We start from the raw sequence: 14,022 nt of genomic DNA, 5'->3' as shown, positions 1-14,022 counted from the left end.
GAAAGTCCCATGTTTAAATTAACCAGCCTCAACCTCAACGGTATCCGCTCCGCAGCCAGCAAGGGGTTGCTGGACTGGGTTGCACAATCCATGCCGGATTGTATTTGTGTGCAGGAGCTCAAGGCCCAGGCCGCCGACATGAGCGGCCGGTTCGAGGAAATCGCCGGCATGAAAGGCCATTTTCACTTCGCCGAGAAAAAGGGCTACTCCGGCGTCGGCGTGTACACGCGGCACGAACCCAGCGATGTCATCGTGGGCTACGGCTCCACCGAATTCGACGCCGAAGGGCGTTATGTGGAACTGCGCTTTGACAGACCCGGGCGCAAACAAAGCCCCAAGCTGTCCATCATCAGCTGCTATTTCCCGAGCGGCTCTTCGGGCGAGGAACGCCAGGCCGCCAAGTTCCGCTTCCTGGCCGAGTTTTATCCGCGCCTGCTGGCCCTGAAGGAAACGCGCGACTTCGTGCTGTGCGGCGACATCAATATCGCGCACCAGGAAATCGACCTGAAAAACTTCAAGGGCAACAAAAAGAACAGCGGCTTCCTGCCCGAAGAACGCGCCTGGATGACCGAGCTGCTGCGCGATGCCGAACTGGCCAACGAAGCCGCACAGGAGCTGACAGAGCGTACAGGCCCCTCGCTCCAGGGCGGCGGCATGGTCGACGTATACCGCAAGCTGCAGCCCACAGCCACTGACGCGGCCTACACCTGGTGGAGCAACCGAGGTCAGGCCTATGCCAAAAACGTGGGATGGCGGCTGGACTATCACCTCGCCACCCCGGCGTTCGCCGCACTGGCCCGCAGCGAACATATCTACAAGGAACAACGGTTTTCCGACCACGCGCCCATGAGCGTGGACTATGAGTTTGGGCTATAACAACCACCCCTGTCCAGGCTCACTGCGTGTAGCCTGTTCCCCCCTCGAGGGGGCGGCGCCTGCGGCCCGGCAAAGCCGGTTCCGCGGCCGCCCACTGGTGAAATACCCCCACTGGTTACGCCACTGAACTCTTAAACCCAGCATAAGCCGCGGGACTGGCTTTGCCAGACCGCAGGCGGGCGGCCCCCTCGGGGGGCAAGGAGTTACACGCAGTGAACGACTGTGGGGGCTCTACTCCACCGTGGGGGCTCTACTGTGCTGCCCAGATGCGCTGGATCTGGGTAGACAACTCCATCGGGTCAAACGGCTTGGGGATCACCTCCATGGCGCCCAGGCCCTTGTACACCGCGACCTCTGCAGCCTGCACCTTCGCGGTCATGAAAATCACCGGCGTGTCGGCCGTGGCGGGCAATGCCCGAAGACCTTTGAGTGTGCTGGGCCCGTCCATGCCGGGCATCATCACGTCCAGCAGCAGCAGGTCGGCGCCGGCGCCCGGTGCGGCATCCAGCGCCTCCTGGCCCGAAGCGCAGGCGATAACGGTGAAGCCGCCTACGGCTTCCAGCGCCATCTGCGCAACCATACGAATGTCGGGTTCGTCTTCGACATACAGGATACGGGTCAGTGGTTTGGTCATGATCAGATCAGGGGTTGGGATTGGGTGGGGCGGTAGTCGGCGGGAATCTGGAGCACACGCTGGATTGTATTGAGCAGTTCGGTATTGGAAGTATGAGCCTTGACCAGCACCGCATCGGCCTGCTTGCCATCTGCCGGGTTTACGTCGCCGGCCGAGAACACGATCACCGGCGGGCGCGGATCCAGGGCGTCGATATCCTCGAACAGGTCCCAGCCCGAATGGCTGCCGAGCGACAGGTCCAGCAGGATCAGGTCAAAAGGATGCTGGCGCAGAAGCGCGCGAGCTTCGTCCAGCGTAGTGGCAAATTCAAAGGTCGCAAAATCCTGTGCAATCGCGGCCGTGATTTGCTGGATATCCTGGTCGTCTTCGACGTGCAAAACGCGTGGTTTTCCTTCGTCCACGCTGACAACGGCCCGGCGCAAGCTGTGAATAAGCAACCGCTCGTCAATGGGTTTCTTCAGCCAGTCCGACACCGTGTGCGGCTTGCGGTTGAACTGCAACTGCCCCTGCTCGGCCATGGCCGAGATCACCACAACAGGCAGGTGGCGGGTTCTTTCATCCTCCCGCAGCTGGCCGATAAAGGCCACGCCGTTTTGCCCCGGCAGTTTCAGGTCCACTGTCACCGCGTCGTAGCTGTTGGCTGCCAGGCAAGCCAGCGCCTGCTCCGCACTGTGTGTCATGTCGGAGTCGAACCCGGCCTTGCTCAGCATCATGCTGATCAGCCTGGCCACGTCGGGATCGCCTTCGCAGATCAGGATGCGGGGCCGGGTTGAAACAGCCGGCTGTATCCGTATGGGTTGCAGCAATGGCACCGGGTTGGTCCATTCCGGCACCTCGAAAAAGAAGGTGGTTCCCACGCCTTCCGCGCTGCTGAAGCCGATCGTGCCGTCCATCTTTTCCACCAGCGCGCGGGAAATATTCAGGCCGAGGCCGGTTCCGCCTTTTTGCCGGGTGTCGGAAGAATCGGCTTGCGAGAATTTCTGGAAAATGCGACCGTGGAACTCCTCGGGAATGCCGGGGCCGACATCAACCACTTCGACGCGAACGCGCTGCGCCGACCTTGACAGCCTGACCTCCACCGGGCTGCCCGGCGGCGAAAACTTGACCGCGTTGGACAGAAGGTTGGTCAAAACCTGGGTCATGCGGTCGGCGTCGATCCGCACCTGCAGGGCGACGTCAGGCGCCCGCAATACGAGGTCCACCCGGTGCTGGCTGGCAAAGCCCTCGTTGGCGACCAGCGCCTGCTGCACCAGCTGCCGCAGGTCCACCACCTGCAGGTCCAGGCGCAATTTGCCGGACTCGATTTTTTCACTGTCCAGAATGTCGTTGATCAGCCGGATCAGGCGTTCACAGTTGCTTTGGGCAATGCCCACCAGGTTCTTCACCGCCGCAGGGAGCTCACCGGCCACGCCGCCGGAAATCAGCCCCAGAGAGCCGCGTATGGACGTCAGCGGCGTGCGCAGCTCGTGGCTGACGGTGGATACGAATTCGGTCTTCATGCGGTCGATACGCCTGAGCTCGGTGATGTCCGTGCCCATTGAGAAGAACCCGATGACCTTGTCTTTGGCGGCGCCTTCGCCGTAGCGGGGGAAATACTGCATCGCGAAGTGCCTGCGCTCGCCTTGCGGCGTCACCTGGGTGCGTTCGTAGCGGACCGGCTTGCCGCTCAGCACTTCTTCCACTTTCTCCCGGACGGTTTCGTAAATCTCCGGACCCAGGACTTCAGCCAGGGGGTGCCCGTCGATCTGCTCGAAGCTCAGGCCGAAAGCAGCTTCGTAAGCGCGGTTGTGAAAGCGAAAGCGCTGCTCCGTATCGAGGTAGGCAATCAGGGCGGGCACCGTATCGGTGACCTGGCGCAACTGGGACTCGCTCGCCCGCAAGGCCTTGCTGATGCGCTTGCTCTCGGTAATGTCATGCATCAACGCGGTAAAAAGGCGGCGGCCGCCGACTTGCACATCACTAAAAGACACACTGACCATGAACTCGCTGCCATCCTTGCGCATGGCGCGCACTTCCTGCCCGGATATCCGGAATGTTTCCGGTTGCTCCCGCATCATGGAAGTGAAATCCTTGTATTGCTGGCGAAACCGCGGCGGCACCAATTCCGACACGTCACGGCCGATCAGATCGCTTTTCTCATACCCAAAGAGCTGTAAAGCCGCCGCGTTGGCCTCCAGAACGATGTCGTCGGACGTGGTGGTGATCACCGTTTCGACCATTCCCTCGGTAATGCTGCGGCTCATCACTTCTGTGTCGCGCAATTGCTCCTCGCCGCGTTTTCGCACGTGCTCATAGTGCTTGACCACATAGACCATCCAGGCCAGCATGCAGGCAAACAACAGGTTTCCCGCGATGATGAAACCCTGAGCCCACTGGGCGCTATGCTCCGCCGCGGCCTGCGCGTCACGCCACTTGTGGACCTCGCGATTGCGCGCGTTTTCCAGCAACCCGTCGGTGCGCAGCCTCAATTGCCGGCTGGCATCGCTGCCAAGAACGGCCGCGGCGGCTTCGGGGCCGGACGCCTTGCGCGCCGCGATGGACTGGTTCGCGATCTGGGCGCGCTGGTTGATCAGTTCGTCAAACTCTACGGCCTCCTGCAGCACGTTGGCGCTGCGCATGCGTGCCCTGATCGCGCGCAACTCGACCCGAGCCCGCTGGAACTCCTCCAGCTCCTGGGGGCTACCGCTCAGAAGATACTGCCGCAATGTGGACTCGGCCGTGCGAAGGCCGGAGTCCGCACGCTCGAGCATCACCAGCGTGTCTTCCGTGCGCACCCGGGATTGCGCCGTTTCAATCAGGCGGTCGATGCCGATGTACGAGGCCGCACCCACCACCATCATCAGCACAAGGCCGGCAGCCAATGCGATTTTGATCTTGACCAGAAAAGCGTTGGAGGAAAACATGGACATCTTGTGCGATCTGATCGTGAGCGTTCACGCAGTACCGGGAAAGCGCTGCTGCAGTGCCTTAACTGCCCGTCCGACTTCGGCCTGCACCTGCGGCGAAAGCGGCCGGCCGGCACCAACATGAGGTTCTATGGCCAGTTCCAGCGCCTGGGCCGCAAGACCGAGGTCGGCCCATCCGAAGGTTGCCGCAGATCCGGCCAGGCTGTGCGCATGGCGTTCCAGGGTTGGCAGAGCCTGCGCCAGATCGTCGCCGCTGAGGATTTGTTGCCATAAGGCCGCCACCTGCTCAAGACGACGGGGCAACGAGCGGGTGTAATCGACGCGCTGCTCCTCCAGAAATGCGAGCAGGGCCGGGTTGGGTTGCGTCATGGCATCCGGAAAGCTGGCGCCAGCCATGCGCTATTTGATGCGGTGCCGCGGGAGAAGCTGGTGACCAGCCCCAAAAACGCCTCGGCATGCAAACAGCGCGGGCACGCATGTTGCACTTGATGGAAAAGAAAGCACATGCGGCTTATCTTACGGCGCAGGTGCCAAAACGCAGCGTAGGACAAGTACGAGGTTTCGCCTTGGGGTGCACCGCTTACGGCGAGATGTCACTAGCTGATCATCTGTACCAACGAATAATTAATTCTTATAGGCTGCTTTATCGCAAAAAACTCTGGGTCTATGCGGTAACTAAATACATTAGTATTCAATCATTGGGGGCGCCGCGCGCATCAAGCCGATGGATCGGCAGCCCGCCCCAGCGCGGCGATCACATCAGACTGGGTAATAATTCCTACCAGCCGCCCCCCCTCCCCGATGATGGGAATGTGGTGGTGACCAGTGCTGCCGAACAGCGGCACCAGTTCCACCAGCCGACGGTGCATGCCCGCCACCCGCACATTGCGGGTCATGATCTGGCCCACGACTTCGGGCTTGTCGGAGTAAACGCTGCGCGTGGTGCGCACCAGCTGCCTCAACTTGGCGTCAAAGCCTTCGTACAAATCGAGTTCTGCGGCCCGCATGAAGTCGGCCTGCGTGATGATGCCCGCGATACGGAAGCTGCGGTCCACCACCGGCAAGGCCTTGATGCGGCGCTCCCTCAGCAGGGCCCAGGCCTCTTCCAGCGGGGTGCCGAATTCCACCGTGACGAGATCGCGCGACATGACGTCGGCACAGCGCACTTCCGCCAGTTTGCGGTCGTAAGCGCGCAACCGGGTTTCTGCCAGCAATGTCTTGAGGTCGTCGCGGCTGACGTCCAGCACCTGGTTGTAGCGTGCCAGCACGGCGTCCAGGTCCGCATCAAGCAACTGGTCTTCTACGGACGGCGCGGGGCCCGGCGGGGCCAGCTGCGTGTGGGGATAGGCCCTGCGCGTGGCGTTGTTGTAGGCGACGCCGACGGCCACCAGCAGCACGGAGTTGAGCATCACGGGATAGAAGGCAAACAGCGGGTCGGAGACGCCGCCCAGCACCACCATCAAGGCAGTGGCGCCGCCCGGCGGGTGCAGGCAGCGCAACGCCAGCATGAGCGCGATGGCCGTGGCCACGCCCACTGCGGCCGCGAGGGCCGGCGAGCCCAGCAGATGCATGCCATGCACGCCCGCAATGCCGGCAAGCGCCGACAGGGTATTGCCGCCCACCACATTCCAGGGCTGCGCCATCGGGCTGGCCGGCACGGCATACACCAGCACGGCGCTGGCGCCGAGCGGCGCCACCAGCCAGGGCAGTCCCGGCATCATCCGGTCAGCCAGGTGACACAGCAGCCCTGTCACGAAAATGCCCAGCAGCGAACCGATGACAATGCGCAGCCGCTCGTGTGAGTTGATGCGGGTGCGTCCCGGCCGGAAGCCTCGCCACCAGGCGCGCGTGAAAAATGCGGCGCGCTGCGTCAACCCAGTCACCAGGGGCCAGCCAGATCAGCCGCGGGCGCGTTGATAAAGACCCTGCACCTTGGGCACGTTGGCCTGCAGCTGCTGGATGCGTTCAGGCCCCGAGGGGTGGGTGGACAGAAAGCTCGGGCCGCCGGCACCGCCACCGGCCTGCGCCATTTTTTCCCAGAGGCTGACAGATGCCTGCGGGTTATAGCCGCCGCGCGCGGCCAGCTCCAGTCCGACGAGGTCGGCGTCCGTTTCGTCTTCGCGGCTGAAGCGCAGCGTCAGCAACTGGGTACCGATGTTGGCGGCGACGTCGCCGAGCTGGCCCAGGCCCAGCAGTTGCGCACCCAGCGAGAGCAGCTGCCCGGTTCCCGCGCTTTTGGCGATGCGGGAGCGCGCATGCTCGCGCAACGCATGGGCCATTTCGTGACCCATGATCATTCCAATTTCGTCGTCGGTGAGCTTGAGCTGATCGATGATGCCGGTGTAGAACGCAATCTTGCCGCCGGGCATGCAGAAGGCGTTGATCTGTTTGCTGCCGAGCAGGTTGACCTCCCAGCGCCACTGGTTGGCACGGTCGTTCCACTGCGCGGCCTGCGGCACCAGCCGGGTGGCGACGCCGCGTATGCGCTGCAGCTGGGGATTGCCCGGCGACGCCAGCGCCCCTTTCGACTTCGCCTCCGCCAGCAGCTTGGCATACTCCTGCGCGGCGGCGTTTTCCAGTTCCTCGGCAGGGATCAGCTTGCGCAGCCCGGACGACGGCCCGACATCAACCTGCGCAAGCAGCGGGGTAGTGACGGCCGTCGCCGCGGCGCCGCCGGCAGCCAGCAGGAACGCCCGGCGGCCAGCCCAGGCAGAGTGTTTGGCCTCGCATAAAAAGCACATGGGTGAATAATAGTCACAAATCAAGATGCCCATGTCAGACAAAACCCCCTCCTCCGAACTGCCATCATCCGCCCCTGTCGCTGCGCACAGCGCGGCACCTACAGCCCCCACTGTGACAGCCGCACCCAAACCCGCTTGGCGCGATGTCTGGCGCGTGTACGCCGAAGCCGCCACGCTGCGCATGCTGTTTCTGGGCTTTTCCGCCGGCCTGCCGCTGCTGCTGGTATTTGGGACGCTGAGCTTCTGGCTGCGCGAAGCCGGCATAGACCGCACCACCATCGGCTACCTGAGCTGGGTCGGGCTGGCCTACGGCTTCAAATGGGTGTGGGCACCGCTGGTGGACCGCATGCCGATTCCGCTGCTCACGCGCCTGCTTGGGCGCCGGCGCAGCTGGCTGCTGCTGTCGCAACTGGTCATCGTGGCGGCGCTTGTAGGCATGGCGCTGACGGACCCCAGGCTGGCATTGCAACCGGTCGTGTGGTGCGCACTGGCCGTGGCATTCGGGTCGGCCACACAAGACATCGCGCTGGACGCCTACCGCATCGAGTCGGCCGACATCCAGCGCCAGGCCGCACTGGCTGCCGCCTACCAGACGGGTTACCGCATCGCGATGATCTGGGCCGGCGCCGGGGCGCTGTGGATTGCAGCGCGTGCCGAAGTCGCAGGCGACGCCGTCACTTACCAGCACGGCGCATGGCAAGTGGCCTACCTGGCCATGGCGGCGTCCATGCTGCTGGGCATGGCGACGGTGCTGCTGTCGCCTGAACCAGCGCCGCGCCCGCTGGCGCCGTCGCGCAACGCTGCAGAGTGGCTTAAAACCGCGCTGGTCGATCCTTTCGCCGACTTCCTGCGCCGCTACGGCAAACAGGCGCTGCTCATCCTGGCGCTGATCGCGGTCTACCGCATCAGCGACGTTGTCATGGGCATCATGGCCAATCCGTTTTATGTCGACATGGGCTACACCAAGGACGAAGTAGCCGCGGTGACCAAGATTTACGGCGTGGTGATGACGCTGGCAGGCGCCTTCGTGGGCGGCGCGCTGGCCATGCGCTTCGGCGTGATGCGCGTGCTGATGCTGGGCGCTGTACTGAGTGCCGCCAGCAACCTGCTGTTTGCCTGGCTGGGCACGCGGGGCCACGACGTCAACGCGCTGATCTTCGTGATCTCGGCCGACAACCTCTCCAGCGGCATTGCCTCAGCCGCCTTCATCGCCTACCTGTCGAGCCTCACCAACATCAATTATTCGGCCACCCAATACGCACTTTTCAGCTCCATGATGCTGTTGCTGCCCAAGTTCCTTGCGGGTTATTCGGGCAAGTATGTGGACTCTTTTGGTTACAGCAACTTCTTCACCGGAACGGCCCTGCTGGGCCTGCCGGTGCTGCTTCTGGTGGGTTTTGCTTCAAGGCTAAAAGCACCGGAAACCCAGAAGGGATGAGCGCAAACAGCTATTAATTTGATAGCAAAAAAACGCATCTGCACCGTACCGCACAGAGAGTATGCTGGAGGTTCGCTGCGCCGGTTTACCGTAACTTTACGGTGGCTTCAAGCGGGATTGTTGCGCGCGGCGCACCATGAATTTCATTGTGATTCCACCCCACGGGGAACACCTGCACACGAGGACCAGCCATGACCCAACAGCTTTTGATGATTGAAGACGATACCCGCCTGGCCAATATGGTGGGCGAATACCTGCGCCAGTCGGGCTACGGTTTTACCCACGCAGCCGACGGCGCGGCAGGCCTGGCAGCATTGGAAGCCGCAACGCCCGACCTGGTCATCCTGGACCTGATGCTGCCAGACATGGATGGACTGGAAGTGTGCCGGCGCATCAAGGGCCAGGGCAGCGAAAACGCCAACACCGCCGTGCTGATGCTGACGGCCAAGGGCGACCCGATGGACCGCATCGTCGGCCTGGAAATTGGCGCTGACGACTACCTGCCCAAACCTTTCGAGCCGCGCGAGTTGCTGGCGCGCATCCGGGCCGTGCTGCGCCGCGGCGGCGAAACGGGTGCAGCAGCCTCCAGCGGCGGCCACAAGGTCATGCGCTTCGGCTCGCTGGAAATCGACCGCGATGCACGCACCGTATCGGTGTCCGGCAACCCCTGCGAGCTGACGTCTTACCAGTTCGACCTGCTGGTGGCACTGGCCGAACGTGCCGGCCGCGTGCTGAGCCGCGACCAGATCATGGAGGCTGTGCGAGGCCGCGAACTCGAGGCCTTTGACCGCTCCATCGACGTGCACATGGGCCGCATCCGCAGCGCCATCGAGGCCGACGCAAAAGACCCGAAACGCATTCTGACGGTGCGCGGCGTCGGCTATGTTTTTGCCAAACAGCAGGACTAGATTCTTATGTGGGGACGTTTTACCTCGCACCTGTATGTGCGAATCTGGCTGGCTGTTGTCGCCACAGTGCTGGTCCTCACCTTTCTGGTGGGCGCGGCCTGGCGCCTGAGCGCCGACCCGCCGCAGCTGCCGATTCGCGAAGTGCTGGTGCACAACGACAAGGGCGAAGTCATCGGCACGGCTCAGACCAAGCCCGACCGCAAACCCGGTGACGGCCTCGAATTTGACGTGCTGACCAAAGACGGCCAGACGCTGAACCTCGTGTTGCCGCGGCCCAAGCGCCCACCCGGCAACAGCCCGTGGAACCGCCCCCCGTTTGGTTTTGGCTGGATGCTGGTCGTCGTCGGCCTGGCCGTGGCGCTGGGGGCCTATCCCGTGATGCGAAGGCTGACGCTGCGGCTGGAAGCCCTGCAGCGCGGCGTGGAGCGATGGGGCGCCGGTGATTTGTCGGCACGCGTCAATGCCGACGGCAAGGACGAGGTGGCATTTCTGGCCAGGCGCTTCAACCACGCGGCCGAGCGCATCGAAACCCTGATGGAGTCGCACAAATCGCTGCTGGCCAACGCGTCACATGAATTGCGCTCCCCACTGGCCCGTATCCGCATGGGGCTGGAGCTCATGGGCACCGACGCCGCATCACCGCAGCGCAAGGAAATTTCCCGCAGCATCTCCGAACTCGACCAGCTGATCGATGAGATCCTGCTGGCTAGCCGCCTCGACGCCAAGCAGGCCGACGCGGAGCCTTTTGAAACCCTGGACCTCACGGGCCTGGCAGCGGAAGAATGTTCGCGCGTCAATGCGGAGTTGAGCGCCGAGCTGGGCCACGATTCCAGCGGCCCTGGCGCCGGCCTGGGCATTGACGCCGACAGCCACAGCCTGACGGTACAGGGCTCGCCACGCCTCTTGCGCCGGCTGATCCGCAACCTGCTGGAAAATGCGCGGCGCTACAGCACCGGCGAGATCAGCCTGGAGCTGGCACAGGCCCGGGCCGGCGCAAAACAGCGGGCCGTGATCAAGGTGCATGACCGCGGCCCTGGCGTGCCCGCCGAGCAGCGTGAGCGCATTTTTGAACCTTTTTACCGACTGCCCGGCGCCAGTGAACGCGAAGGCGGCGTGGGGCTCGGCCTGGCCTTGGTGAAATCGATCAGCCAGCGACATGGCGGCAGCGTTCGCTGCGAAGCCCGGCCCGGCGGTGGCGCGACTTTTGTTGTTGAATTGCCGGTCGCCCACTCATAAACGTGAAATAAGTCACGAGAACCGACCCAAAAAAAGACAAAATGCGCGGTCTCCTCTATTTGGAGAATGGTCAGACTGCGCCTAATCCCCGACATTTCTTCCCGTTGCTGTCACAACAATGGATAGGGGAAAAGGGGAACTAAAAGGGACTAAAAACCAAACGTCGGTGAAACATTTCAATGATTCCCAACGACATCTTCCTCACGGAAGAAGTTTGCAAAAGCCACCGCGAGGTGGCTTTTTTTTGCCTGAAGACATGGCGGGGCGCCCTTTGATACGCTCATGGATTCAGCCACCCAAAGGAACCCCATGAGCCTTGCCACCACACCTCCAGCTCCCGCCGTCCCCCAGGGCTTCTTCCCGCTTGCCGAAGACCGGATGCCGCTGATGCCGCGGGAGGCCATGTCACCCGCGCAGCAGGCCGCTGCGGACGCACTGATCGCCGGCCCGCGCAAGGCCGTGTTTGGCCCTTTCATTCCCCTGCTGCGCAGCCCGCAGCTCATGGGCCGCATCGGCGACGTGGGGGCTTACCTGCGCTTTGAAAGCGCGCTGGACGCACGCATCCGCGAACTCGTCACCTGCGTGGCGGCCCGCCATACCGCCAACCAGTTTGAGTGGCTGATGCATGCCCCGCTGGCGGTGGCCGCGGGCGTGAGCCAGGCCACTGTGGACGCAATCGCCGACGGCAGGCAGCCGCGCGAACCGGCCGCCGATGAGGCCGTCGCGCTGGACCTCACGTTCGAAGTGCTGCGCCAGCATGGCTGCTGCGACGCCACCTATGCCGCGGCGGTGGCAACATTCGGCGAACAGGGTGTGGTCGAGCTGGTCAGCCTCGCCGGCTATTTTGTGATGGTGTGCTGGGTGATGAATGTGGCGCGTACGCCGACCCAGGGCAAACCAGGTTTTTCGCCGCTGGCGGCCTTCCCCGCCTGACCCGGCCTAACTTTCCGCCCGGGGAACCGGTGGCAGCGCCGCCAGCACCCGCTCGGCGCCCACATCGTTCAGGCAGCGCGTATGGCCCAGCGGGCATTCGCGCTCGAAGCAGGGCGCGCAATCGAGCGGGGGCTGGTAGGCTGCATCGGCTTTGAGCCACAACACAGTGGCCTTGTCGCTTAATGGCGGCGTGTGCAGCGGACTGGATGAGCCGAAGATCGCCACTTGCGACACACCGAAGGCCGCAGCCACGTGCATCAGTCCCGAGTCATTGCTGACCGTGCTCTGGCTTGCGGCGATCAGGCACAGGGCCTGTACCAGCGAGGTCTTGCCCGCGAAGTTCAGGCACTTGCCGGGCTGCGCCGCGTTCACGGGCGCGGCGATTTCTTCGCAGAGCGCCGCTTCCTTGCCGGAGCCCAGCAACACCACCGGCAAAGCCAGCCGCGCAGCGAGTTCTGAAAAGTGACGGGCGGGCCAGCGCTTGGCAGGGCCGTATTCGGCACCGGGCGCAAACACGTAATAGCCGCCACGTTGCAGGCCCAGTTCAGCCAGCACCTGCTCAATTTCAGCGGGTGCCATCTGCAGTTGCGGCCGGTCTTTGTCGAGGTCCGCCCCACCGCTCAACGCTGAATAAAACGCCACCATGGGGGGCTTGTTCTTGGGGTTTTTGAGCCGGTGTGTCAACAGGCCCACTCGCGCTTCGCCAAAGTAGCCGATGCGCTCCGGGATGCTCGCCAGAAAAGGCAGCAGCGCGCTTTTCAGCGAATTGGGCAGGACATAAGCTTTGTCGAAACGGCCTTCGATGCGTTTGGCAATCGCACGCCGTTCGCGGAACTGCAGACCGCCGTGCGCGAAAGGAAATTCAATGACCTCGGCCACCTGCGGCATGGCGCGGTAGACCGGCGCTACCCAGGGCAAAGCGCCCACCGTGAGACGTTCGCCGCGCGCATGCAGCCGTCGCATCAGCGGCTCCGTCATGACGGCGTCACCAATCCACTGAGGTGCAACTATTAGCGATTCCCCCCCGATGCGGCCTTCGGCCGCCTCCCCCCCAAGGGGGCGCCGCTTGCGGCCCGGCAAAGCCGGTTCCGTGGCGGCCGCTTGAAGGGGGTCAGACACGCTAGTGACCGGCGCCGAAGTGTTCGCCGGCTTTGAGCGCGTAAACCGTGCCGCAATACGGGCACTTGGCCTGGCCGGTGCGTGCCACGTCCAGGTAGACCTTGGGGTGGCTGTTCCAGATTTTCATGTCGGCTTTGGGGCTGGGGCAATAGACACCGCCTTGCGCGTTCAGGTCGGAAGCCAGTAGTTCGACAGAGGAGGAGGCATGGGTCGTTGTGGGGGTGCTCATCGTGGGACTTTCAGTAAGCGCTTCAGACTTTGGCCAACCAGTGGGCGTACTTGGGATTGCGGCCGTTGACGATGTCAAAGAACGCGCTCTGGATTTTCTCGGTGATGGGGCCGCGCGAGCCGGCGCCGATTTCAATGCGGTCGAGTTCGCGGATCGGCGTGACTTCAGCGGCCGTGCCGGTGAAGAAGGCTTCGTCGGAGATGTACACCTCGTCGCGCGTGATGCGCTTTTGCACGAGTTCCAGGCCCAGGTCCTTGCAGATGTGCAGGATGGTGTTGCGCGTGATGCCGTTGAGGGCACCGGCCGAGAGGTCGGGCGTATAGACCACGCCGCCCTTGATCACAAAAATGTTTTCGCCCGCGCCTTCGCTGACAAAGCCTGAGGCGTCGAGCAGCAGCGCTTCGTCGTAGCCGTCGTCCAGCGCTTCCATGTTGGCGAGGATGGAGTTGGTGTAATTGCTGACCGCCTTGGCCTGGGTCATGGTGATGTTGACGTGGTGGCGCGTGTAGCTGGAGGTCTTCACGCGGATGCCGCGCTTCATGCCCTCCTCGCCCAGGTAGGCGCCCCAGGGCCAGGCTGCGACCATCAGGTGGATCTGGTTGCCCTTGGGGCTGACGCCGAGTTTTTGGGAGCCGATCCAGGTCAGCGGACGGATGTAGCAGGACTCCAGCTTGTTCTCGCGCACGACGGCTTTCGTGGCTTCGTTGACTTCGTCCTGGGTAAAGGGAATCTTCATGCGCAGGATCTTGGCGCTGTTGAAGAGGCGCTCGGTGTGCTCTTGCAGCCGGAAGATCGCCGTGCCGCCCTGGGCGTTGTAGGCCCGCACGCCTTCAAACGCGCCGCAGCCGTAATGCAGGGTGTGGCTCAGCACGTGGATCTTGGCGTCGCGCCAGTCGACCATCTGGCCGTCCATCCAGATTTTGCCGTCGCGGTCTGCCATGGAAGGTGCTACTGGGGACATGATGCTGATCCTGTGGTGAATGTCGTGAAATGGTTGTGCTG

At 63.2% G+C, this 14,022-nt stretch carries 13 protein-coding genes; 5 read left to right on the top strand and 8 right to left on the bottom strand.

All coding sequences use genetic code 11. The features are described 5' to 3' along the window. The first annotated feature begins 9 nt into the window (after positions 1-9). Complete coding sequence (locus AC1DYQ_RS16970; RefSeq protein ID WP_477687752.1) at positions 10-876, top strand: exodeoxyribonuclease III; 867 nt, start codon at positions 10-12, stop codon at positions 874-876. A 250-nt stretch (positions 877-1,126) separates the two neighbouring features. On the opposite strand, the gene AC1DYQ_RS16965 is transcribed toward AC1DYQ_RS16970, so the two are convergent. The 5 genes from AC1DYQ_RS16965 to AC1DYQ_RS16945 all read right to left on the bottom strand — a co-directional run bounded on the left by AC1DYQ_RS16965 (position 1,127) and on the right by AC1DYQ_RS16945 (position 7,157). Next, complete coding sequence (locus AC1DYQ_RS16965) at positions 1,127-1,510, bottom strand: response regulator (protein ID WP_477647940.1); 384 nt, start codon at positions 1,508-1,510, stop codon at positions 1,127-1,129. A gap of 2 nt (positions 1,511-1,512) precedes the next feature. Continuing rightward, the gene (locus tag AC1DYQ_RS16960) at positions 1,513-4,413 is read right to left on the bottom strand and encodes a PAS domain S-box protein (protein WP_477687751.1); all 2,901 of its coding nucleotides are present in this window, start codon (positions 4,411-4,413) and stop codon (positions 1,513-1,515) included. Positions 4,414-4,443: 30 nt separating this feature from the next. After that, a complete protein-coding gene (locus AC1DYQ_RS16955) occupies positions 4,444-4,812 on the bottom strand; it encodes an Hpt domain-containing protein (RefSeq protein ID WP_477687750.1) in 369 nt (122 codons plus the stop codon). A 320-nt stretch (positions 4,813-5,132) separates the two neighbouring features. Then, positions 5,133-6,290, bottom strand: a complete 1,158-nt coding sequence (locus AC1DYQ_RS16950; protein WP_477687797.1) for an HPP family protein — start codon at positions 6,288-6,290, stop codon at positions 5,133-5,135. A gap of 24 nt (positions 6,291-6,314) precedes the next feature. Beyond that, on the bottom strand, positions 6,315-7,157 hold the full coding sequence (locus tag AC1DYQ_RS16945; protein WP_477687749.1) for a M48 family metallopeptidase: 843 nt from the start codon (positions 7,155-7,157) through the stop codon (positions 6,315-6,317). 31 nt (positions 7,158-7,188) lie between these two features. Here AC1DYQ_RS16945 and AC1DYQ_RS16940 point away from each other — a divergent pair, with 31 nt between their 5' ends. The 4 genes from AC1DYQ_RS16940 (at position 7,189) to AC1DYQ_RS16925 (ending at position 11,672) form a co-directional block, all read left to right on the top strand. Further along, on the top strand, positions 7,189-8,595 hold the full coding sequence (locus AC1DYQ_RS16940; RefSeq protein WP_477687748.1) for an AmpG family muropeptide MFS transporter: 1,407 nt from the start codon (positions 7,189-7,191) through the stop codon (positions 8,593-8,595). 191 nt (positions 8,596-8,786) lie between these two features. Beyond that, positions 8,787-9,503 carry a response regulator gene (locus tag AC1DYQ_RS16935; RefSeq protein WP_457281718.1) on the top strand — a complete coding sequence of 239 codons (717 nt, stop codon included), beginning with the start codon at positions 8,787-8,789 and terminating at the stop codon, positions 9,501-9,503. 6 nt (positions 9,504-9,509) lie between these two features. Continuing rightward, complete coding sequence (locus AC1DYQ_RS16930; RefSeq protein ID WP_477687747.1) at positions 9,510-10,739, top strand: ATP-binding protein; 1,230 nt, start codon at positions 9,510-9,512, stop codon at positions 10,737-10,739. Positions 10,740-11,048: 309 nt separating this feature from the next. Further along, a complete protein-coding gene (locus AC1DYQ_RS16925; RefSeq protein ID WP_477687746.1) occupies positions 11,049-11,672 on the top strand; it encodes a carboxymuconolactone decarboxylase family protein in 624 nt (207 codons plus the stop codon). Between the two features lie 6 nt (positions 11,673-11,678). Here AC1DYQ_RS16925 and waaF read toward each other — a convergent pair whose 3' ends face one another. The 3 genes from waaF to AC1DYQ_RS16910 all read right to left on the bottom strand — a co-directional run bounded on the left by waaF (position 11,679) and on the right by AC1DYQ_RS16910 (position 13,981). Further along, the gene (gene waaF, locus AC1DYQ_RS16920; RefSeq protein WP_477687796.1) at positions 11,679-12,701 is read right to left on the bottom strand and encodes a lipopolysaccharide heptosyltransferase II; all 1,023 of its coding nucleotides are present in this window, start codon (positions 12,699-12,701) and stop codon (positions 11,679-11,681) included. A 91-nt stretch (positions 12,702-12,792) separates the two neighbouring features. Next, positions 12,793-13,020 carry a zinc-finger domain-containing protein gene (locus AC1DYQ_RS16915; protein ID WP_477687745.1) on the bottom strand — a complete coding sequence of 76 codons (228 nt, stop codon included), beginning with the start codon at positions 13,018-13,020 and terminating at the stop codon, positions 12,793-12,795. A 22-nt stretch (positions 13,021-13,042) separates the two neighbouring features. Then, positions 13,043-13,981 carry a branched-chain amino acid transaminase gene (locus AC1DYQ_RS16910; protein ID WP_477687744.1) on the bottom strand — a complete coding sequence of 313 codons (939 nt, stop codon included), beginning with the start codon at positions 13,979-13,981 and terminating at the stop codon, positions 13,043-13,045. Positions 13,982-14,022: the final 41 nt, after the last annotated feature.

The organism is Polaromonas sp. P1_F4 (assembly GCF_056405675.1).
This window is presented reverse-complemented; position numbering and strand designations above follow the sequence as displayed.